Source organism: Paenibacillus algorifonticola (assembly GCF_000971975.1).
GTDB classification, from domain to species: Bacteria; Bacillota; Bacilli; order Paenibacillales; family Paenibacillaceae; genus Pristimantibacillus; species Pristimantibacillus algorifonticola.
The window spans coordinates 1-23336 of record NZ_LAQO01000047.1 but is presented as its reverse complement, the minus strand read 5'-3'; the positions used below and the strand labels follow the sequence as shown (position 1 = coordinate 23336).

The following is a 23336-nucleotide window of genomic DNA, read 5'->3' as shown; positions in this document are numbered from 1 at the left end:
TGCAATAAGACTTTTTTGATGAGCGGTTTCTTTCTTTGAAAAAATCATTTTTCCTTCTATTGCACTTTTTTAAAAAATTTGCACTTTTTAGAAATCGTTAAGGAATAGCCAATTGATCCAAGCATTTCTCCAAAAACAACGCTTCACTGCGTTTCAATTGCTGCGTACAGCGAATGGCATTTACGATGTTGCTTGGGTCCCTTCTGACCCGCTGCTTCACACACCATTGATGAAGAATAACGGTTTGCTTTAGCACATCCTGCCCCATCGCAAGCAGGCCATTATCGGATATCAGCTTGTGAGCATGTAAATACTCGATCCTTTTATTCATCCATTGCTTATGATTGACGAGCGTCTGGAGCGCTTTCATATGAATGAGCGGCTGCTCTGATTCCAACTCCCTTTCAAGGAATTGCTCGAGCAGATCATACACGCGCAGGCCGAACCAAAAATGGATCCTTTTCGGATTTTTTTCAGTCAACGGCTTGGACAGCAAATGCTCCTCCAGTGACCTTGCGATAAAATGAACATCAAGCTCAAATGCTTGCGTACTTAAATCCCGGTATGGATACTCTATAATCTCCAATGTCTGGCTGATACGCTGCCTGATGGGCCCAGCATGCCGGAGCGATTCTCGGAGCAGATCGAAGCTGACCGGTCGACCCGAGTCATAGACCGGCGGATGCGAAAAGTAGCCTGCGACATAGAACAACTGCTGCGAAACATCGACGCCGTGAATAAGCAAATGATGCACCTGCTGCTTCGTTTGGTAAGAGGAAGTGCCGGGAATATAATATTCGTCAAGCGCGATAGCTAAATATTGATTTTTGTGCAAGCAATCGATGAAGAAGGATAACGGGTCATCAAACCACGACCTCAATTGATCCGTATGCAGCTTTGACACAAATGTATAGGGCAGTTCGTGAAAAAAAGAAGAGGACGCGAAATGAATAAAGTTGCCCTTATCAAATTCGGGAACGCCAAACAGATGGATGTAGTGGCTAAAGAGCCACGGCAGCGACAACGCTTCGTCCGTCAGCACAATCGCTTGGGAAAAGGCGTGGTACGAATTGACATCAATGATCGGCTTGCGAAGCGGAAGAACATGTGAGGTGTTTACAGCTTCCAAATAGATCGCCTCTTTTCAATGAGATAATTCCACCATAGGTTAATATCTTTTTTCCTGCAATTGCACTTTTTTGAACAAGTTTAAAAATTTGAAAATGCACTGTTATTTGACCTAGTGTTAACACCAGCTATTATAATGAATTCATTAGTGGAATAATGGATAAGTTCCTTATGGAGGTGGCGTAATGCCAGAAGCTTTTACAATGAAGGAAATGATGGAGCAATTTCAGGTTAGTGAGGATGCCTTGCGGTATTATGAGAAAATAGATCTGCTGCCTCCCGTAGCCCGAAAAAATAATGGTCATCGGATTTATAACCAATCGCATAAAGAAGCGCTTCTTATGATCCATTGTTTAAAAAAAACCGGAATGTCGCTGCAGGAGTTAAAACCTATCATTAAGCTGCAGTTAGATGAGAACACCTCAACGAATAGCGAATGGCGCGAAAGGCTTGGCGCCTATCAAAAAAAGATAGAGCTGCAGCAGCAAGCGCTTCAGCAAATTACGGATATGATTAAGATGAAACTGCAAACCGGACAAAAATTCGGTGAACACTCCCCCGTCCAGCCTCAAATTCAATCTATTTTTAAACCGTAATCGTTCTGCTTGACCTCGTGTTCGCACAAGGTTGTAGGATGTGAGTTAGAGTCCTTCACGGGATTTTCACATCAAACAAAAGAGGAGCATGTAAACATGAATCACGAGGTAACGATAGGCAGAACAGGATTGACGGCTTTTAAACTTGGGTTTGGAGCTGGTGTGGTAGGCAATTCGATGATGTATCCAAAAGTTGATGATGCTTTAAGCCGTCAATTAATTCAGTCTGCACTGGAAAAAGGAATTAATTTCATTGACACCGCATTTTTATACGGAATGGGTCATTCTGAGGAGTTAATCGGTGAAGCCATACGAGCGCACGGAGGACGGGAGCGGCTTGTCATCTCTACTAAAGCTTCTGCCAACCCCCAGTTTAGTCAAACGGGTCTGGAAGTCGACAACAGTCCCGCTGCATTACGCAAGTCGGTCGATGACAGTTTGATGAGATTGCAGACCGATTATATCGATATATTCTTTCTGCATTTTCCTGACAGCCGTACCCCGCTTTCAGAAGCAGCGGACACCCTTGCGGAGCTGAAAAAATCAGGAAAAATCAAAGCGATTGGCGCTTCAAATTTAAGCTTTGAGCAGCTTCAGGAATTTAATGCAAATCAGCATTTAGATGTGCTCCAAGCCGAATATTCCCTGCTGGTCCGTCAAGCCGAAGCGGATGTTATTCCTTATTGCCTAGAGCATGAAATTTCACTGATTCCATTTTTCCCACTTGCATCAGGCCTGTTAGCTGGTAAATATAAGAAGGATGATGTCTTCCATGATGTTTCACGAATGAATAACCCTTTATTTCAAAAAGAAGCCTATGTTGCAAATTTGGAACGTGTGGATCGCTTCAAAGCCTTCGCACAGGCCAAGGGAGCTGAGCCTGCGCAAATTGCGCTTGCTTGGTTATTGACACGACCAGCCGTTCATCTAATTATCCCTGGTGCGACGAAGCCCGACCAAATGGATTCCAATCTTCAAACGCTGAATGTTCAGCTTTCGGAGGAAGAGCTTAAACAGCTCGATGTTATTTTCAATTAACCAATGAACTGCTAATTATCGCTTTTTATAAGGAGGGCGTCTATAAAGCGCCCTCAAACAATCGAAAAATCTCGCTTACAGATCATTTCGATCAAGTCTATTAGACTTTCAAGTGCTGAAGCTTCAAGTGCCTGTATGCTCTCAAGAGACTCTCTCATTTTATTAATGAGCGAATGGTCCTCGCTAATCTCAAATTTCAAATACAAGTTCCTTAATACGATTGTTTTCTCTACTAAAAGTGAAAAATCATTTAACATGGATTGAGAATCCGCTATGCAATCTATCTTGATTAAGTATTCCACTAGTAAGTGAAGAACTTTTTTATGCTCATACAAAATGTGAAAAGGCAAGCTTGAATGCTGTATGCTATTCTGCTTGATTTGGATAAGAAAATCATTGAGATCCGCGTATACAGCTACCCCGAAGGAAGCATGCTCTCTTGGCTTTGTGAATAAAGGCATGCTGTCATACGAATTTTTTGCATATAAGTAGTCTGTCAGCAGTTTAAGGACCAACGATATGTTATTATTATGCCTCCACAGCAATGGTTCCCCCAAATAAAAACTCAGCCAAAAATGTCCTTGTCGAAGGGCTTATCCGTATACAATTGTAAAAAATCGTATTAGTTAAGGGGCATCAATCGTTTTATAATTTTATCTTCTTCTATGGTCACTGTGCAGAGACAATCAACGTGCTTTCATTTACAACTGCACTTTAGACCTTCGGCTGAAATACAGCTTTTTTAGGATATACAAATTCGTACATGCACATATAGGCCCCCGCCTACATACTATATAAAACTAATATTCTTGCGCGCCGAGGCTGAACCGCAGGCCAGGCAATACAGCATGGGGGTGTCCTGACGATGGGATTATTTGCTGCAATCGCTTTGTTTATTAAACAGCTAACGCTACTCGTGTCATACGTAAAAAATAACGCTTTTCCACAGCCGCTTCGTGAAGAAGAGGAAGCGAAGCACCTCGCATTAATGGCGGAAGGCAATACGCATTCCCGCAATTTACTTATTGAACATAATCTGCGCCTTGTTGCACATATCGTCAAAAAATTCGATAACACGGGAGAAGATTTAGAGGATTTGATTTCCATCGGCACGATCGGGCTGATAAAGGCCATCGAAAGCTTTCAGACGGGCAAAGGCACGAAGCTAGCAACATTTGCTGCCCGTTGTATAGAAAACGAGATTTTAATGCATCTTCGTTCCTTGAAAAAAACGCGCAAGGACGTATCGCTGCATGATCCAATCGGCACGGACAAAGAAGGCAATGAAATAACGCTGGTCGATATTCTTGGAAGTGATCCCAATGAAATTGTGGAAACCGTTCAGCTTAAAATGGAAAAAAGTAAAATCTATAAAAATTTAGTCATTCTTGATGAACGTGAAAAGGAAGTGATTATGGGCAGATTCGGATTGGAGCATGGCGGAGAGGAACGGACACAGCGAGAGATTGCGAAGGAATTAGGTATTAGCCGCAGCTATGTATCTCGTATTGAGAAGCGGGCGCTGATGAAGCTGTATCATGAATTTTATAAAGCGAAGAGATGATAAAAAGCAAGTGACTAAGCCGAGGCTTAGTCACTTTTTTTATGAAACAGAATGAATAAACTGTCTTTTAATTCCCCGCCCCCTCGCATATAAAAGTTTGAGCAAACGCCCTACTGTAACTATTATAGTTACATGAAGTTGACTACCCGCCATGAGGCTTGCCATTTCTATATATGAGTTATACCCATCAACTAAAAGGAGATTTTGCTTGTCAAGAACAAAAAAAGAGCAAGAAAAATAGCCGCCCCTATAGGAACGGCAGCCATCTTCAAGCCTCTTGGACGGTCAACTTCATTATTTTCACATGCCGTTCCCGCAAGAGCGGGCCCTGTCGCCGTATGGTTCAACGCAGCATGCTACTGCGCATCCTTTTTGATAAAAGGCAGCTCGCTTATCGCGATCAAAACATCGTTAACCTCAGCCATAATCGGGCCAACACCGGAATCCGACAGCAAAGGAATGCTCCAGTGCTGCTGCGCCGATATTTTAGAAATATGATTTTCGCCGCTCGCCTGTATAATCAACTCCCATTTTATAACCGGAACGTTCGTATGGCCCATAGACTTGCGAAAAATCGTCAGCAGCTGCTGATTGATTTCATCCGTCTTCGTTTGAAAATTTTCCGCGACCTCGAACTCATATTGAATATGCAGCTGCGTACAAGGCTCCTCATTCACAGCACCGTCATCCGCGTTGCGCATTACACCGAGAACCGGATGTAACGACGTCTCTTCCCGCTCACGAAGCGATTCCGCCGTCAGCACGCTGCTCCATTCGAAATACATATAGGCGCTCGTCTGATACGGCTGCTGGTGAGCCCTCGGCGTGCAAAAAAACGAAAACTCGCGATCCAGCGACCTTGTCTCCAGTCGGTTTTTATTTTGATAAATGTGCAGCTCCGCAGCCTGCGCCGCCGCAATAATTTCTCCCACGAACTGTTCGTACGTTTTCATACGTTTCCCCTTCAATCTCTATGCTATAATTTTCGTCTTCTTTGCATTGTCGGATGAGCGCTTGATGATGCCGCTAAGCGGACGCTTGAGCACCAGAGCAATGAATAGGCTAATGGCAATAAAGCCGAGCAGGAACAGCACATCCTTCAGCACCGTTTCCCACAAAATGCCGCCAACCGATTCGCGCAGCAAGCTAATCGCATACGTAAATGGCATAAACGGATTCAGCGCCTGGAAAAAAGGCGACGTCATGCTGATCGGGAATGTACCGCCTGAGCTGGAAAATTGAAACACCATAAAAATAATCGCAATACCCTTGCCCGCATTGCCGAACACAGACAGCAGCGTGTACGTAATGGTGACAAATACAATGCTGACGAGCATGGCGAATAAAACAAACCACAGCTTATCTGCGACATAGGCGCCTAATATAAAAATGTCTCCCAGCGTCACGCATAGTGCCTGCAATAGACCAATCGTTAAAAAAGTGCCGAGCCGCCCCAAATACAACTGGTAGCCGCGATAGCTTCCGCTAGGATTTTCCGCCTCTGAGCGCAGCATCGAGATGAGCAGCGCTGCTCCTACCCAGAGCGACAGCACACCGTAAAATGGCGACATCGCTGACCCGTAGTTAGGAATTGCATACAGCTGATTTTCCTTAATGAGCACGGGGCTCGCCAGAAACTCGCTTTCCTTCTCGATATCGCCACGCAGCAGCTTCGCAAGCTCGGCAAAGCTGTTATCAGCCTTCACTTCACGCAGTTTGTCTGCCGCTCTACGAATCGCTTCCTCCAGCTGCGGCAAGTCGTCGCGTACAAGTCCGGCAACGCGTTTCACGCTGTCCGTAAGCTCCGGAAGCTGGTATTTGACGAAATCGGCCAGCTTTGCCAGCTCTTTTTCCGCCTCAGGCAAATCGTTCTGGACAAAAGCTGCTGCAGCGTCGATTTTTTTACCGATGGCTGGCAAATCATTGCGGATGAACGGCGCAGCCGTGTTAATAGCGTTCACGAATGCGTCCGTCTTGCTTTGCAAGGTAGTCGCTATTTCATGCACCTTCATGTGAATTTCCGGCAGCTCTGCCTGAATGCGGGTCAGCTCCTGCTGCCCGAATGTCAGCCCTTCACGCGCAGCCTTGAGCAGCTCTGCGATATCCGGCAGCTTGCTCTTCGCCGTTTGCAGCACATTAGACGCTGCCGTGCCAAGCTCCTGCAATTTGCTCAAGCCTTCGGTGATCGCCGGCACAATATCGCTGTCGTAATGCTCCAGCACGTAGCCAAGATCGCTGCTCACCTGCGCGGTTACCGTATGCAGCCGCGCTACGATTTCCTCTGGCGGCGCAGTTCCCCGGTCCATCGCTTCCTTAATGATGCCGAGCAGCTGAATTTGCGTATTCAGCTTTTCAGAGAGACCGCTCAGCCGCTGAATGGCTCCGCCGAGCTGTCCATCCGGCAAATGGCTGTTTATCGTCTGCAGCACATTGGTCATGCTACCGATTACGCCTGTCGCCGTACTGAGCCGATCGGAGAGCGCCTGCACTTCCGCTGCGGTCGGCAGCTTGCTAAGATCAGCTTCCTGCAGCCTTGCTGTCAGCAGCTCGGCAGCATCAGCAATTTGCTTGACCAGCAGCAGATTTTGCTTCAACGTCGGGCTAATCGTCTGAAAGGCCTCCTGGCTTGATGCTAAAAAATCATTAAGCCCATTCGCGAAAGCGATCGCGTCTCCTCCCAGCGCTTCAAGCTTCGGCAGCTGCTCCTCAGCCGTTGTCACAATGCCAAGTGCTGTATTCGTTTTATCCAGCGCGGTGTCCACCGTCTCACTCACGCGGTCGAAATTTGCATCGACCTCCTGAATGCGCTGCGCCGCCTTCTGGATTTCAGGAAGCTTCTCCTGAATGAGGAGCACCTCCGAAGCGGCATCGCTGATTTTCGGCCAATATTGCTGCAGCTTTAGCACATATTGCGCAGCTTCATTAATCTCCGGCAGCTTTTGCTGGAGCTCGATCATTTTTTGCGCCTTCTCATTAATTTCTGGCAGCTTGCTTTCGATTTCCAGCACCTTCTGTCCAGCCGCTTCGATTTCAGGCAAATGGCTTTCCAGACTAAAAATACCGTTCTCGACTTTGCGAATCGTTGGCAGCTCCGCTTCAATTTCTACGCCCGCCTCTTTGAGCTTCGTCAGGACTGCTTCGCTTACGGCTTCTGTGAAGCCTTCGTTAATTTGCTTTGTGATCGCCGAAACGCCGGAGCCGGTTATTTTCGGCGCAATGGCATTGACCTTTTCATTAACCGTATAAATGACTTCCGGCCGTTCGATTTTGCCCTCGATAATGCCGGTTATTTTGGCAGAGAAGTCGGCTGGAATAAGCAAGCTTGCATAATAGGTGCCTTTTTCAACACCATCCATCGCCTCCTTCTCACCTACAAACGTCCAGCCCAGCTTCTCGTTTTTTTGCAGGCTTGCAACTAGCTCCTCGCCGATATTAACCGTCTTGTCTTGAACGGTCGCTCCCGCATCAAGGCTCGTGACTGCAATTTTAATGCCTTGCGTATTGCTGTACGGGTCCCACACCGATTTAATATTGACCCAATCGTAGAGGCCAGGCAGCAATATAATCGCTAAAATAAGAAAAATGCCAGTAGGCACACGTAATATATGGAGCCAATCTATTTTATAAATATGCCAAATATTGCGCATGAGTAGACCCCCTTTGCAATGTCATAAGTTGTGGAGTGGCCTATGCAACACCGATTGCCGCTAATCAGACCTTAGTTTAGCATTAACAGGGAAAAGAAGAAATATCATGATGTTTTTTTCGGGGGAAAACGGGCTTGTATCAGGCGCCTTACAGGGACATACGGTGGTAACGCCGATGATTAATGATGAGCGTCAGGATTTGTTGTAAAATGTAAATAAGCGAATATGGAGAGGTGCATAACATGGCATGGAAGCCGTAAATATTAAAAAGCGACTTCTAGCAATTCCAACAGTTGAAGCCACAAGGCTAATTGATTTATACTTAATTTAAAGGAGTTGATGTTCATGCGAAAATCTAAGCCTATCGTAGCAGATCAGATTTCTGATAATAGACGCTCTCCTGTCATTCGCCCACACGATGATGGGATACTGGCTGTACCAATTGCCCCGGAAGATCGTGAACAAGCGCATGAGGAAATGCAGAAGTTTATTAATCACCATAAGGAACATAAGCCCTCTTCAAAATAAATGATCTTAAAATATCAAGTGTAAACACTGTTGCCATCCTTGGAAGGCCTGTCTGTTTCACTTCTATATTGAAAAGTCCCACATGATCCATGTGGGACTTTCTTTCTACGTTTGATACGTTTTACATATCCTATCCCCTCACATCCGAAAATAATCCGAAGGGCTTTTGCCCGTGCTCATTTTGAACACTTGGCTGAAATAGGTCGGATTATTAAAGCCAACCATCTCGCTCACCTCGTACACCATATGATGGCCCGACTGCAAATAGTCGATTGCTTTATGAATGCGGTAATCATTCAAATAATGCACAAAGTTTTGCCCCGTTACCCGCTTGAACAACTGGCTTAAATATTTGGGATGTACGAACAGCTCCTTGGCAATAGCCGCAAAGCTGATTTCCTGGCTGAAATTCGCCGCTACATACTGCTTCACGCTATCGACAAGCCGGTTGCTTTTCCGGCCGGAAATTTCCTGCGCCGCGCTTTGCAGCCACTCCCCTACCAGCTCATTCATCCATCGGGCCAAGTCGCCCAGCGTCAAATGCTGCTGGATGCCCTGCAAAAATTGCGACAGCGTACGCGGCGGCTGATGCTGGGCGAACGCCTCATTCCAGAAAAAAGTCAGCGAGCTGAACAAGCCGACGCAAATCGTCTGAATATCAGTGAGCGAGCCGCTCGCTTCCTTTTGCAGCTGATTGTATATGGCTTCCCACTGCTGGCCCGCCCGCTCCAAATCCTTATCTGACAGCGCCTCGTTCCACTGCTTGAGCAGCGGCGCATATTGGTCATAGGTCGTATCCAGCTGTGCCCATTCCGAATAAGGATACACCTGGCTCGTCCCTTGAAATTCCGCCGCCTCCAGCGCCACGCGGCTTTCCAAATACGAATCGATCAGCTCATGCAGGCTGCTGCGTACCGAACCGATGCCCGCGGTAGCCTCCAGCTTGAGCAGCGCTGTTATTTTCTCCGTCACGCTGTAGGCAAGCTCCTCGCATGCCCGGTACAGCTCGCCCTCCTGCGCCTGCTCCGACAGCAGGACGAGCACGAACAGCCGGTCGGAATAATCAATTGCGTAGCCGTGGATTTGCGAGCCGCCCACTTTGCCCGCCAGCATTTCGCGAATGATATTGTTCGCACCAAATTTGAGCAGCTGCCAGTCTCGCTCCTTCAGCTTTGTAAGAAGTGCGGGGCGCGTCAACTGCAAGCTCACCGCCGCCACCTGCTTTGGCGATGGAATGTTCAAGTAAGCAAGCCGCTCCTCATGCAGCTCATGCGGCTGATAGCGCGTCGTTAGCAGCTCAGTGAACAATCGCTCGCGCAAATACGGCAGCAGCCGGTCAAGCTCCAGCTTGTAATGCTCCTCCAGCCGCAGCTTCTCCGCCTGCAAATCCAGCTCACCCATAATTTCAGCGAGCACGCCTTCAATTTCTGCTACAGCAGCCGGCTTCAACAAAAAATGATGGACGCCCCAGCGCATCGCCTGCCGCGCATTCTCAAACTCATCGAAGCCGCTCAAAATAACGATCGGCAAGCCCGCATCCTCCTGCCGCAGCGCTTCGACAAGTTCAAGCCCGTTCATCTGCGGCATATTCACATCGGTAATGACGAGATCCGGTTTAAGCTCGCGGTAGCTCGCCAGCGCCTGCATGCCATTCGCAGCTGTTCCTGCAATGCGCAGTCCCAGCTTCTCCCAGCCCACATGCCGCGTCAGCGCCGCAATAATATGCGGCTCATCGTCTACAAGAAGCACAGATTTCATCCTTTTTCACCGTCCAGCAACCGTTTTAATTGGGCTTCCGTTTCAATAATCGGCAGCTTCACTGTCACCTTCACGCCTCCCTGCTCGCTATTTGCGAGCTGCAAGCCATACAATGGCCCGCAATAAAGCTGCAAGCGAGTATGCACATTGCGAATGCCGATGCCTGTCGCCTTGTCCATCTGCCAATCTTCCGGCAAGCCCCGTCCGTTGTCGGTCAGGCTAATTTCCAAATAAGGCGCTTGACCCGGCACATGCTGCTCACGGATATCTAGTGCCAATGCCAGCTCCGACGTGTTGTCCGCAGGACTGCCATGAATGACCGCGTTTTCGATAAGCGGCTGCAAAATAATTTTTGGAATATAATAGCCGCGCATTTGTGGGTCCATTACCTGCTCGGTATAAGTGATGGGAAACGTCATCCGCTCCTTCTGAATGCTGAGATAGCAGCGGGCGTGCTCCAGCTCATCGCGCACGCGGATGAACAGCTTGCCTCCGCTCAGGCCAATGCGCAGCAGCTTGCCAAGCTGCGTAATCATAAAGCTGATATCCTCAGCTTTATAATCGAGCGCCCGCCAGTGGATCATATCGAGCGTATTATATAGAAAATGCGGCTTAATCTGCGCCTCCAGCAAGCTCGTCTGCGCATCGCGCTTCGCCTTGCTCTCCGTCTTCACATGGTCCATCGACTCTTTCAGGCGCGACACCATATGGTTGAAGCTGTAGGAAAGCTGTACATATTCCTCGGTGAAGGCGCTTGTCGCTTTCGCCTGGAAGTCGCCGCGCTCCAGCCGCTTCATCTCCGCCATCAATCGGCGCAGCGGCTTGATGATGCTTTTCACAAACCAATAGGTCAAAACAGCAGAAAGCAATAAGCTTAATATTCCGATGCCGAGCACATACCAGCCCGCCTTATAGGTAGTCGCCAGCAGCGTTCTGGTTGGAATCGTCTGTACCAGCCGCCACTGCACTGAGCTTGGCTTGGAGAAAACGACCAAATACGATTGATCGTCCCTGCGCAGCAGCTCATATCCGTCACTGAACGTTTTCGAGCGGTCATTGAGCCATTCGGCATCTAAAATGACCTCCTTGCCCTCCACCTGCGAGTCGTTTACCTTCACAATAATGTTGCCCGCCGTATCCACGACGAGCACCTGCCCCTCCAGCACCATCGGCACATCGGCAAAATTGCGCAATACATCCTGCTGCGACATGCTGATGACCAGATAGCCCATCGTCCGCCCTTTGCTGTCGAACATATGCTGGGCATACCCAATCAATGACTTCGAGGAAGCGTTTTCTTCTTCTGGAATCCAAATGGCATCCGCCTTCTCCAACGAGGAAAACCACTTTTGATCGGCGATTTTACTGACGGGAAACACTAAATCGGTTGAGCTATACGGAACGCCATTGAATTTATCGCTGTAAATTTCAATTGAGCTGATGCCGGAATTGACGACCAGCGTATGATGCAGCAAATCTGAGATGGCCCGCCGTTTGACGAGCATATCGTATTTGGATATAGCTCCAGCCTCCAGCATTTCCTTCACATCCTTATTGCTCACGACGGAATACGCCGTATTCGTCATATCGGTCATGAAATCGAAGCCGCGATTCGTGCTTTCATTGAGCAGCGCAAGCCGCGCCTTGCTGATTTCGCTAAAGGTCACATTCGAGAAGGAGCGGTAGGACAGCCAAATAATCGCCAGCAAAAACAACAGGTTTAACAGCACAAAGCAAGCGACCATCAAAGTGGACAGCTTGCTTCTCCGCAATATGGATTGCCGTAAAGAAAAATCTATCGTACGCATCGTAATGTCATCACCCTGACCGTTTGGAGTAAGTGAAGCTTACCCTTTAATGCCGGAGGTCGCAATACCTTCAACAAAGTATTTTTGGCAGAGGATGAAAATGATAAAGCAAGGCAGCAGCGACAGCACCGACATCGCAAACATGGGGCCCCAGTCGGATTGCGAGCTGGAATCTAGGAACAGCCTCAGACCGAGCGGAACCGTGAACTTCGTCACATCGCTCAAATAAATCAATTGGCTGAAAAAGTCATCCCACGTCCAGAGGAAGGTGAAAATGGTCGTCGTAATGAGCGCCGGTACCGCGAGCGGCAGCACAATGCGCCAGTAAATTTGAATGAGACCGCAGCCGTCAATCGTCGCCGCTTCATCCAGCTCCTTCGGCAAACCACGAATAAATTGCACCGTCAGGAAAATAAAGAAGCCGTCGGTAGCGAGCCATTTTGGCGCAATCAGCGGCAGAAAGCTATTGACCCAGCCGAGCTGATTGAACAAAATATATTGCGGGATAAGCGTCACATGATGCGGCAGCATAATCGTCAGCAGCATCAGACCAAAAGCGGCCGCCTTGAAGCGGAAGCTGAGGCGCGCGAAGGCATAGGCCGCCATCGAGCAGGACAGGACGTTCCCAAGAACCGCCCCGATCGAGACGATCATCGAGTTGCTGAGAAAACGCGAGAACGGATTGCCCTGAATGCCGCTCCAGCCCGCTAAATAATTGCTCCATTCCCACTGCTGCGGCCAAATGCCGATTTCCGTGAAAATAACATTATTCGGCTTAAACGAGCTCCCGACCATCCATAATACCGGATATAACATGACGAAGGCGATCAGCATAATCGCCAAATGCTTGAGCCATACCGTTTTGCGCAGCGTCTCTGCCATCGTTTATTTTCCCCCGTCCTCATAATGCACCCAGCCTCTGCTGGAGCGAAATATAATGAAGGTGAAGCAGCCAATAATGAGCAGCAGCACCCAAGCCATCGCCGAAGCGTAGCCCATTTGGAAAAAGGCGAAGCCTTTTTTATACAAATAGAGCGAATACATGAGCGTTGAATTCAGCGGGCCGCCGGAGCCGTTGCTGATGACGAATGCCTGTGTGAACGATTGAAAAGACGTAATAATTTGCATCACCAAATTGAAGAAAATAACCGGCGTCAAAATTGGCAGCGTAATGCTCCAAAACTGGCGGATTTTGCCCGCTCCATCGACCGATGAAGCCTCATAATAATCGCTGGGAATTTGCTTCAGCCCTGATAAAAAAATAATCATCGAGGAGCCGAACTGCCACACCGACAGCAGCACGATGGAATAAAGCGCATATTTCGGATTCGCCACCCAGTCTGGCGCGTGAATGCCTACTTTCAGCAGCACCTGGTTCACCAGGCCGTCGCCGCCAAGCATTTTCCGCCATAACATGGAGATCGCAATGCTGCCCCCCAGCAAGGACGGGATATAATAGATGGTCCGGTAAATGCCCAAACCTTTGATTCCTTTGTTAAGCAGCAGCGCAACGCCGAGCGCGAAAATCAGCTTAAGCGGCACCGATGCGAATACATATGTGAAGGTAACCTTGAGCGACGTTCCAAACAGCTTATCGGCCGTAAGCATTTCCGTATAATTGCTGAGTCCCACCCAATTGGGGCTTGCCAGAATGCTGTAATCCGTTAGTGAAAAATATAGCGACGCCAGCACCGGGCCGAGCGTCAGGCAAATCAGGCCGATCAGCCATGGCGCGAGAAAAAATAAGGCGGCGCGGTTATTTGGGCTGGCTGCCGATTTTTTGGCGCGTTTGCTGCGTTTTTGCGGCTTCGTCATCGATGATGCTGTCATCGCGTTTCCCCTCTTTCCTTGCTTCAAGCGTAAACGGCTATCGCCATCCTTCGGCGGCAAACATACGTTTCGCGGTGAAATATACGCCGATTATCGGCATGGCACCTATAAGGGTTTGTATATCCAAGGAAAGCCGCCTCTTTTGCGGACGGCCTCCTTGGCTGCTGCTATTTTGCGCATTACGATTCGTTTACTTGTTATTTAGCTTTGCTGAGCACCGAATTGGAGCTGGTCATAAACTCATCGATGTTGCCGCTGAGCTCGCCCTGACCGAATGCAATTTGCTCGCTGAGCGTTCTAAAGTTTTTATCCACTTCTGAGAAGCCTTGCGGATAGGGTGGGTCAATGTCGCTTTTATCTTTTGCAACCGTATCGACGAAGTTAAAAATCATTTGGTCGGTTTCCGACAGCGTGGACGCCATCTGCGCCCGAATATCCGAGTTGACAGGTACGCCGCGCTCCGAGCCAAGAATAGCCGTCGCTTCTGGGTCATTCACAAGGAAGTCGATAACCATAGCTACCTCTTTCGGGTGCTGGGTCTTGGAGTAGCCGGACATAAACTGTCCTGGCTTCAAGTATTCACCGCTTTTTACCTCGCCCTTCAAATGCGGCAATACTTGAATTTTCAATAAATCATCCGAATCCTTCATCGCCTTCTGGAACGCGATCAGCTGGTTCGACCATGTAAAATCCATAGCCCCCGTGCCAAGTGCCAGTGGCCGCGTCTCCAAAGCAGTCGTCATTGTTGCCGTTGCTTCCGGTGAAGTAATAGCCCCGCCCGCGCGTAAATCGTTCCATAACTGGAACCAGTTTGAGAAATCCTCCTTCGTCGCACCGAGCTGTCCATCTTCAAACAAAGCGCGTCCGCTCTGGCGAACCATAATTTGAAAAATATTAAAGGTGCCGGAATTGTCAGCTGCCCCGACATAACCGTCGCCTTTCGCATCTTTAATTTGCTGTGCGATTTTGGCAAAATCCTCCCACGTCCAGCTCGTATCCGGGTCAGCGATATTCAGCTCCTTGAAAACCTTCGAGCTGTATACGACGCCTGGGGCATTCACGCCGAGCGTAATGGCGTAGAGCTTGTCATTTACCGTACCCGCTGTGATCATGCTTGGATCATGCTTGTCGATTTTCAGGTCGCCACTTTGTGTATACGTATCTAGATCAAGCAGCGCATCGCGGTTCGCATAGTCCGTCAGGAAGGCGTAATCCATTTGAATGAGGTCAGGCGCGTTCGCTCCAGCCACCTGGGTGGACAGCTTGTCGAAATAGCCGTCCCATCCGGAATATTCTGGTTTAATAACAATGTCAGGATGCTTTTGCTGGAACAGCTCAAGCGCTTTAATAGTCAGATCATGACGGGTTTGCGAGCCCCACCAGGTTATTCTCAGCTCGACCTTTTGCGAGTTGCTGTCGCTACTTCCGCTTCCGTTATCCGTGCTTGCCCCAGCCCCCGGCTGCTCCTTGCTTCCTTGTGCTGAGCATCCCCCAAAGATTAGCGACAGGGAGAGGACCATTACGATACCAAACTTGTTTTTAATCATGCTTGACCTCCTGTAACCATTCTTTTTGTAAGTGCTTACAAAACCTATTGTAGACGATTTTTCCGCAACAAAGAATTAACTATGGTAATCTAAATCATCAAAAAGGTAATGCCCCTTTCCCGGGCACCCTACAAAATGGCTATTTTTTATGCACCTATTTTTTTATGCTAGAATAAGAATCATACGCAAAAAAGGAGGATTTTACCTTGGCGACTATTTTTCATAATGATTGGGCGGAGCTGCTGAACGCCGAGCTGGAGGAGCCTTATTACCAGGAAATGCGCTCTCATCTCGCCCAGCAATACCGTACCACTACCGTTTATCCCAATATGCATCATATTTATAACGCCCTTCACTATACATCTTTTGAAAATACGCGGGTCGTCATTTTGGGACAGGACCCTTATCATGGTGCTAACCAGGCGCATGGCCTTAGCTTTTCCGTCCAGCCCGGCGTGCGCATTCCCCCATCGCTGCAAAATATTTATCAGGAGCTGGCGCATGATCTCGGCTGCACGCCTCCTGCCCACGGCTATCTTGCCTCTTGGGCAAAGCAGGGCGTACTGCTGCTGAATGCCGTGCTTACCGTAAGAGCGGGCAGCGCGGGCTCGCATCAAGGCATGGGCTGGGAGCGATTTACCGACCGGATCATTGAGGCGCTGAACGAGCGGGAGCAGCCCATCGTATTTATACTCTGGGGCAAGCATGCTCAGGATAAGGCATCCCGTATTGACCGCTCCCGGCATCACCTGATTGCTTCTCCCCATCCAAGCCCTTATTCAGCAGATCGTGGATTTTTCGGGAGCAAGCCCTTTTCCCGGGCCAACGCCTTCCTTCGCAGCATCGGCAGCGAAGAAATTAACTGGCAGCTGCCTATGACGGCGGAGCAGCTGGAGCGTTAACCATTTCGCCAGCACAACGAACAACGGCAGCAACAACAAGTCCAAAAAAAACACAAAGCAGGCGCTCGTCCGGCCGTAAAGCCAGATGGAGCGCCTGCTTGCGTTCATCCTACTATTCCTGCTTAGCATGAATAATCACTGCCGCCTTCACTTCATATAGACAGCAAAATCAGCAGCGCAGCGCAAATTACCAATACCAGCAACAGCTGGGTTCCGCAGCCTACGTTCATCTCCCCATCCCCTTTCCTTCACACGATTTAAGCTAGTTTGAAAATAAAGAGAAAAGGCTGCGTAATGCTACGCCGCCTCCTCTCCTCTTATACAGCCCGCATCCTGTTCCCTGTTCGCAGTCTGCTTAATTATTCGCCCCAAGCAGCTGGTTAATGACAACCGCCGCCTGTGCTCTCGTTGCATGGCTCTTCGGCTCGAAGCTGCCATTGCCTGTTCCTTTAATGATGCCAGCGCTTTGCATCGCATCTACTGCCTGCTTGGCATAGCTGGAAATCGCCGAGCTGTCTTTGAAATCACTTGGCTGGCCTTGTACATTCAGCTTCAGCTCAAGTTTCTGAATAACGCGATGGGCCATAACGGCCATATCCTCGCGCGTAATTTCATCATTAAAGCCAAACGTACCGTTAGCTTTTCCTTCAATAATGCCTAGCGCCTGCGCAGTTGCGACCGAGCTGTAATACCAGCTGCCTGGCTGCACATCGCTAAACGTGCTTGCTGCATCCGCCTGCTCCAAATCGAACGTTTGCAGCAGCATTTTCAGGAACTGGGCACGCGTTACTTGCTGATCCGGCTTAAAGGCCTGATTGCCCATACCATCAATAATGCCTCTGGCAGCGAGCGATTCAATGCTGTCCTTCGCCCATGCTACACGGTCAATATCATTAAATTGAATGTTGACGTAGGCTGCTGCATATTTGCTGAAATGCTCCGGTTTAAAGGTGACGTGGCCTGCCGCCGCATCATATTTGCCATTTTTCACAATTTGCATATCGCCATTAGCATCGATGTAATAGACGACCACTTTATTCGGGCTCTCTCCTGCTTGCAGGCTGTAGTCCAATGCAACTTTAACACGGCCTACAAAAGAAGAAATCGCTTTGCCATCGATCGTCAACGTCAAGTCAAAAACTTTAGCATTCCCCAGCTGAGCCTTTGCCTCGGAGGAAAGATCGCTTATATCAGCCTCAGCGGCGGATATTTCCAGCTTCCCTGCACCTGCTTCAATTTGCCCGGAAAGCCAAGCCGTATCCAGCGTTATGCTCGCTAGCCCTAGATTCACTTCTACTTGGCTGACCTGTTTGCCGGAAGCCGCTTTCATTGCCTGTGCTGGAAGCGTTACTTGAACGGAGCTTGCTCCACCAGTTGGCACAGCGGTGATCGCAAGATTTTGGCCTGCTGCATCGTCCAGCCCTTTAGTCAATTCAGCCGCAGTCACTTCTGCCGATGCTTTGCCGCCAGCGTCTACCGTTACGACAGGCTTAAGCACAACATTTGCCGGAGCCGGAGTTGGCTGCTGCGGAGTCGTTGTGCCCGTTCCGCTTGATCCAGAGCCAGAGCCCGTTCCAGGGTTCACAGCTCCTGCTGCTGCAATCGTCACGACGAGCTCGCCGCTTACCCCTGAGCCGTCACTTGCAGTCGCTGTAACCTTCACCTTGCCTGCCGCCACTGCCGACAGCAAGCCATTCGCATTAATCGAAGCAAGCGTTGTTGCTGAGCCATCTTCATTTGCAACAGCCCACGTTACCGCTTTGTTCGTCGCTCCGCCTGGCAAAAATACCGGGCTAAGCTGCAATTGCTGCCCTGCCGTCACCACTTGCGAAGGAGCGGAAATGCTAAGGCTCGTCGCTGCAATGGCATTGGTACGAATATTCGGCCGTTCTGGCATCTCCATATCTGTACCCAAATAGAAGCTCGTATGTGGCGGCTGATTGTAGCCCGTATTTTGCCATGCGATTCCAAGTCTGTATACGGGATCATGCATAAGCGTATGAATCCGATGCTCGGTTACAGCTGTCGTTGTATAAATGCGCAGCGCGCTGCTGTCTTCCGTCCGCAGCACCACCTCTTCGCGCCAGTCTCCAAGTAGATCGGCCTGCAAGTTCGGATTGCCTTTCGTATCATTAATGGAATATGTGCCTGTGAATGTTTCCAAATTGACGAGTGCTTCGTTTTCATAATCCCACTTGTCGATTTTTGGAACGCCTACGCGAGGATCGCCGAGCCAATTATGATCAAGCAGCTCGCGGCTGAGATCGCCATCCCACCAAATGGCAAAGTTGGACGTTGGGATGTTGGAGGACAGCTTCTCCCCCTTCGCATTAAACAGACCACCCGTCGTACTGTTCCACGCGCCGTCGATTGCCCATGATTCCGCGCCTTTATGTGTTGGATCAATATCTGCTGACAAACCGCGTCCAGCATCTATGCCGAGCTGCAGCTGTCCCCATAATACACGGCCTGTACGCGCATCCTTCATGTCGTAGGAATATTTAACGGCGGTATCCTCTTGCACCGCAAACAATTCCAGTCCCAGACGATCCGGGTTAAGATTGCTTAAATGCATCGCATCGCCATGGCCGAGCTTGGAGCTCCACAGCCCGTCTCCATTATCGTCAATAGCTGCCGCACCTGTAATAATTTCATCCCGGCCATCATTATCCACATCAGCAACGCTTAGCTGATGATTGCCTTGACCGTAATAATCTTCATTGCCTGGCGTCTTGGAATCGAACGTCCACACCTTCGTCAGCTCGCCATCGCGATAGTTGTAAGCAACAAGCACCATCCGCGTGTAATAACCACGCTGCATCACGATGCTCGGACGCTCGCCATCGAGATAAGCAATCGCCGCAAGGAAACGGTCAACCCGATTGCCGTAGGCATCGCCCCAATCCGCAACATTGCCCCGCTCCGGCTCATAAGCATCTGTTGCCAGCGCTTTGCCTGTCGCGCCTTCAAACACCGTATGGAACTCCGGTCCGGTCAAAATATATCCGCTGGCGTTGCGGTGATCCGCATTGGCATCGCCAATGACGACGCCGCTTCCGTCAATCGTGCCATCCGCCGTGCGGAACGTCACCTCGGCTTTGCCGTCTCCATCCAAATCGTAGACCATAATATCGAGATAATGGGCGCCTGCGCGCATATTTTTTCCTAAATCCATTCGCCACAGGCGTGTGCCGTCGAGCTTGTAAGCATCAACATACACATTGCCTGTGTAGCCAGCCTGCGAATTGTCTTTCGCATTGCTCGGCATCCAGCTCATTATAATTTCGTATTGCCCGTCACCGTCCAAATCGCCAACGGAAGCGTCATTCGCCGAATACGTATAAGCTACGCTATCTGGGGTTACGCCGCCTTCCGGCTTCTCAAGCGGAATATTCAAGTAGTTCGTATCCCACACGTCAACCGTTTCCGATTGCGGCTGCTCCACTCCACCTGTGATGGCCCGCACATAATACGTTGAGCTGCTGCTGCCGCCCGCATCCGCATAGTTGGTGCTGTTCGTAATTGGCGTGCTGTTCAGCTTTACGCCGTCACGGTACAGGTTGAATGAAATATCCTCTGCATCGGTGCCCAGCAGGCGCCAGCCCACATATACGTGGTCCGCTTCCTTCACAGCAACGAGGCCGCGATCAAGCGCTTCCATTTGACGGGGAGCGAGTTTGATTGGCGTTTCGCTAATTTCTACGCCGCTTGCTTCGCTAACCGCTTCTCCCGCATATTCATATGCGCCTTTGACTACGAATGAATACGTCGTGCCATTGGCAAGCGCTGCGATGGTCGAGATATATTTGCCTGCCGGCACCGTATCGACCAGTGTCAAGGAAGCGTCTTCATTTTTCAAATAAACGCGCGTTTCCTTAAAAGCAGGGTCCTGAGGCTGTTCCCAGCCGATTTTGACCGTTTTATCATACGCTTCACTGACGACATACTTCACATTAGGCGACTTTTCCAGCTTATTGACTTTCACCTTGTACGAACGGCTAATGTCCGTGTAAGCCGACGAGGTTACCGAAATGCCAAACTCCGTCTCGTCGCCCGTCAATGGAACCGTGCTTTTCTGTCCGCTTGCAATCGCATCGGCATCCAATTTAAGGCTAACAAATCCAGCGTTGCTTGCTGTTGGTGTTACATCCACCGAAGTAGCCGAATACGGCAGCTCTACCGTATAATCGTACACGCCTGGATCAAAGGGCGGATTCAGCGATGGTGCAAATTCGCCTGAGCCAAGCACCAGGCCAGCCAGCTTCACATCAAGCGCGGTTACACGCACATTCGTCACATTGATTTGGCCGCCATTCGGGTTAACAAAGAAGCCAAAGCTGCTGATCCGTTCCCGATTGCTGTAAAAAGCGGACGGCCAGTTTACCGTTTGGTTCGTCGTCAAATCGGTAACGCTTACATTATATTGCTTGCTTGGCACATTAAATACCATTTTGAAACGGTACCAATGCGTCACATCATAAGCAAGCTGCTTATCCACAGCTGCGTTATGCTGCTTGATGACGCCAGCATCCAGCTGGTAGCGGGCAGCGGCGGCATTTGTAGCATTCACCTTGCCATCCATGACCCATAGCGCGCCTCCTTTATTCGTTGGCAGATTGACATCAAACTCAACGATTAAGCCGCCGCTTTCTCCGGCAAAACGTTGGCCAATATAAGAGGAGCCAGTCGATTCATTCGTAATCGCTCCATAAGTAGAACCTGTAACGGAATCCTGCTTGACTTTAAAAGCTGGCGCAGCGCCTTCCTTCGTCCAAGTGTTACCGCTTCCAATTGTCAGATCGCCAAGCGCATAGCTGCTGAAATCATCGGATACAAGCACCGAATCAGCTGCCGCTGCAGGCATAGAAAAGGCTGGGACTAAGAGAGTGAGTGCTAAAAGACATGACAGGAACTTCGACATCGCTGCGGTTCCTTTCCCCTTCTTGCGCATTCGCATTACCGTTATTACCTCCCTGAAATTAGGTTTGTATCCCGTCTTTCTCCTGAAGGTCCATCCTCTCCCCCGCAGAAATAAAGCGCTTTCCAAAATAGGCAAGCATGCTAAAATACATGAGGCACCCTTGCTGCTCTGGAGAATACTTCTCCAATTATAGGGAATTTTCCGAAATAAACCACGCCAAAAAACAGAGCTGTTTGATTAAAAACTAGACATTTTATCCAAATGTATATGAGTTTTTATCTGCATTGTACCCGTTCCAACCCCGTTCTAGGGCGTGTATGCAAACGTAAGCAAGCCAGATCCCGATAGAGGCCAGCGTCAAACGTATTCCCTCTACTACCAGTTGTCACAACTTCTGAATCTGAACATACGTACCGAAAGGCAGCTTCATACTCTTCGTTTCAGGGGTTTGCTCCCTGCACGAAGACACAAAGACGAAGATACAAAGATAGACTTGGTGGACATAACTTGGTGGACACAGCGGTTTAACCCCTTAAAATTGGACACTACCCCATTCATTCTTGCAAAATCGCACTAAAGCGCAAGGGTCTTAGGAGATAGCGCTCCTGTCTGTACCCTGCGCAGATATTCCTTTGGAGGCCAGTCATATAGACTGCCGTGAATACGATCATTATTGTAATACCGAACGAAACGGTCCACTTCGGCAAAGGCTTCCTCTTTACTTTCAAAACAGTTGCGCTGGTAGCATTCCCGTTCCAAAATACTATGGAACGACTCAATAAAAGCATTTTTGTTCGGGGTCCGTGGCGGGATCCGCTCGTGTTCCACCCCCGCCTGCTCACAGTACGCATAGAAGGCTTTACTTATGAATTGAGGGCCATTGTCCGTGCGAAGATCAGCGGGGTATCCCTTTGCCCCACCTTGCGGGCTTCTATCGCCTTCTGTACGGTCCGCAGGATTTCTGGCGTGCGACAGGTAGAACCCCGGTGGTACGCGACAATATTCCGGTCAAACACATCAATAATACTAGCCAGAAAAAAGTGTCTGCGCTGGCCAGCTACGTATCCGTATTTGATATCCATCTGCCAAAGCTGGTTGGCTCCGGTGACCACGCGGTTGTTTGCGATCTTTCGAGGGACCACGCTCGTTTTCTCCCGCTTTGGAGCCAGCAGGTTCAGGGATTTACAGAGCCGATACACCTTCTTTTTGTTAATGAGAAGACCATGTTTCCGCTGCAAAAGGACGGTGAGCTTCCGGTAACCAAAAGCACCATTGGGTCCCTGTACCAAGCGCCGCAGCCACGTTTGAATGCGGACATCTTTCACCTGCGTTCCTGTCTTGTCGTATGAAAATCCAGGTACCGGACGGCCTTTACCAGCAGGCCGCTGAGGCTCTGGATGCTGGAGACGGTAATAGTAGGTAGAACGGGGAACCCCGCAGATTCGCAGCACGGTACGCACGGGGTAGCCTTGTCCAATCCAATGGCTTGCTACTTCCAGTCGGGATACTTTTTTTTAACCAGGTCTCGCAGGACATGGATCTCCAGTTCTTTTTCACCCAACAGCTTAACGGCGTCCTCGTATTTCTTCTGGAGGTCCTGAAACTGCGCCGCATCCTGCTGGACTTGCTTGGCCTCTTTTTGCTTTTTTTCCATAAGGTCATCCACCTCATCCTGATATTGGCGAACCCAATTTCCGAGTGTCTTGGGGGAGAGGCCATGCTGCCGGGCTACCGCCTCTATCCGGTACCCCGACAGCACCTCCACGACAAACTCCTTCTTCGTTTGCACGGGGCACCGAAATCGTCTTTTCATGGATACTTCCTCCACTTCTTATAGTGTAGCTGAAGGGGTTAAAAGTGTCCAAGTGGATTAGGGGGCTAAAGAGACAGCAGCCGCTATTTCAACCGAATCACGGGTTTTGGCACAGGCTGCGGACTCAGGAGCCGCTAATGCGCTGCCAATCGTCATTTTGAAGGGATTATGAAGGCAATAGCGGATCTCCTGTAGCTAGAATAAAAAGTGGACACAGCATTAAGGAACGCCTAATAATAGACGTAACGAAAAAGAA

The 23336-nt window shown here is 49.4% G+C and carries 17 protein-coding genes; 5 read left to right on the top strand and 12 right to left on the bottom strand.

Annotation, left to right across the window (positions count from 1 at the left end):
* Positions 1–97: 97 nt before the first annotated feature.
* Complete coding sequence (locus WH37_RS29730) at positions 98–1129, bottom strand: hypothetical protein (protein WP_046234280.1); 1032 nt, start codon at positions 1127–1129, stop codon at positions 98–100.
* 184 nt (positions 1130–1313) lie between these two features.
* On the opposite strand from WH37_RS29730, the gene WH37_RS29725 reads away from it, so the two are divergent.
* The 3 genes from WH37_RS29725 (at position 1314) to sigK (ending at position 4326) form a co-directional block, all read left to right on the top strand.
* Positions 1314–1724: a MerR family transcriptional regulator gene (locus WH37_RS29725; RefSeq protein WP_046234279.1), complete on the top strand. Its 411-nt coding sequence runs from the start codon at positions 1314–1316 to the stop codon at positions 1722–1724.
* A gap of 96 nt (positions 1725–1820) precedes the next feature.
* Entirely contained in the window at positions 1821–2762 is a 942-nt protein-coding gene (locus tag WH37_RS29720) for an aldo/keto reductase (RefSeq protein ID WP_046234278.1), read from the top strand.
* A gap of 865 nt (positions 2763–3627) precedes the next feature.
* Positions 3628–4326 carry an RNA polymerase sporulation sigma factor SigK gene (gene sigK, locus WH37_RS29710; protein ID WP_046234276.1) on the top strand — a complete coding sequence of 233 codons (699 nt, stop codon included), beginning with the start codon at positions 3628–3630 and terminating at the stop codon, positions 4324–4326.
* 356 nt (positions 4327–4682) lie between these two features.
* Here the strand turns inward: sigK and WH37_RS29705 are convergent, their stop codons facing one another.
* Positions 4683–5279 carry a hypothetical protein gene (locus WH37_RS29705; RefSeq protein ID WP_046234275.1) on the bottom strand — a complete coding sequence of 199 codons (597 nt, stop codon included), beginning with the start codon at positions 5277–5279 and terminating at the stop codon, positions 4683–4685.
* Between the two features lie 18 nt (positions 5280–5297).
* Entirely contained in the window at positions 5298–7973 is a 2676-nt protein-coding gene (locus WH37_RS29700) for a YhgE/Pip domain-containing protein (RefSeq protein ID WP_046234274.1), read from the bottom strand.
* A 345-nt stretch (positions 7974–8318) separates the two neighbouring features.
* Between WH37_RS29700 and WH37_RS29695 the strand changes: the two genes are divergently transcribed.
* Positions 8319–8501 (top strand): hypothetical protein, encoded by a 183-nt coding sequence (locus tag WH37_RS29695; RefSeq protein WP_046234273.1) that lies wholly within the window; start codon positions 8319–8321, stop codon positions 8499–8501.
* Between the two features lie 138 nt (positions 8502–8639).
* Here WH37_RS29695 and WH37_RS29690 read toward each other — a convergent pair whose 3' ends face one another.
* The 5 genes from WH37_RS29690 to WH37_RS29670 all read right to left on the bottom strand — a co-directional run bounded on the left by WH37_RS29690 (position 8640) and on the right by WH37_RS29670 (position 15444).
* On the bottom strand, positions 8640–10259 hold the full coding sequence (locus WH37_RS29690) for a response regulator (protein WP_046234272.1): 1620 nt from the start codon (positions 10257–10259) through the stop codon (positions 8640–8642).
* Positions 10256–12067 carry a cache domain-containing sensor histidine kinase gene (locus WH37_RS29685; RefSeq protein WP_046234271.1) on the bottom strand — a complete coding sequence of 604 codons (1812 nt, stop codon included), beginning with the start codon at positions 12065–12067 and terminating at the stop codon, positions 10256–10258. The genes WH37_RS29690 and WH37_RS29685 overlap by 4 nt, the downstream gene beginning before the upstream one ends.
* A gap of 39 nt (positions 12068–12106) precedes the next feature.
* Positions 12107–12949, bottom strand: a complete 843-nt coding sequence (locus WH37_RS29680) for a carbohydrate ABC transporter permease (RefSeq protein WP_046234270.1) — start codon at positions 12947–12949, stop codon at positions 12107–12109.
* 3 nt (positions 12950–12952) lie between these two features.
* Positions 12953–13897 (bottom strand): carbohydrate ABC transporter permease, encoded by a 945-nt coding sequence (locus tag WH37_RS29675; protein WP_082111068.1) that lies wholly within the window; start codon positions 13895–13897, stop codon positions 12953–12955.
* A 197-nt stretch (positions 13898–14094) separates the two neighbouring features.
* Positions 14095–15444 carry an ABC transporter substrate-binding protein gene (locus WH37_RS29670; RefSeq protein ID WP_046234269.1) on the bottom strand — a complete coding sequence of 450 codons (1350 nt, stop codon included), beginning with the start codon at positions 15442–15444 and terminating at the stop codon, positions 14095–14097.
* Between the two features lie 206 nt (positions 15445–15650).
* Between WH37_RS29670 and WH37_RS29665 the strand changes: the two genes are divergently transcribed.
* Positions 15651–16346: a uracil-DNA glycosylase gene (locus WH37_RS29665; RefSeq protein ID WP_046234268.1), complete on the top strand. Its 696-nt coding sequence runs from the start codon at positions 15651–15653 to the stop codon at positions 16344–16346.
* A gap of 355 nt (positions 16347–16701) precedes the next feature.
* Here the strand turns inward: WH37_RS29665 and WH37_RS37180 are convergent, their stop codons facing one another.
* The 4 genes from WH37_RS37180 to WH37_RS29650 all read right to left on the bottom strand — a co-directional run bounded on the left by WH37_RS37180 (position 16702) and on the right by WH37_RS29650 (position 23080).
* On the bottom strand, positions 16702–21303 hold the full coding sequence (locus WH37_RS37180; RefSeq protein WP_063838052.1) for a rhamnogalacturonan lyase family protein: 4602 nt from the start codon (positions 21301–21303) through the stop codon (positions 16702–16704).
* 537 nt (positions 21304–21840) lie between these two features.
* Positions 21841–22095 (bottom strand): integrase core domain-containing protein, encoded by a 255-nt coding sequence (locus WH37_RS37590; protein WP_177218090.1) that lies wholly within the window; start codon positions 22093–22095, stop codon positions 21841–21843.
* A gap of 35 nt (positions 22096–22130) precedes the next feature.
* On the bottom strand, positions 22131–22727 hold the full coding sequence (locus WH37_RS35090; RefSeq protein WP_082111066.1) for an IS3 family transposase: 597 nt from the start codon (positions 22725–22727) through the stop codon (positions 22131–22133).
* 29 nt (positions 22728–22756) lie between these two features.
* Positions 22757–23080 (bottom strand): transposase, encoded by a 324-nt coding sequence (locus WH37_RS29650; protein WP_052737294.1) that lies wholly within the window; start codon positions 23078–23080, stop codon positions 22757–22759.
* Positions 23081–23336: the final 256 nt, after the last annotated feature.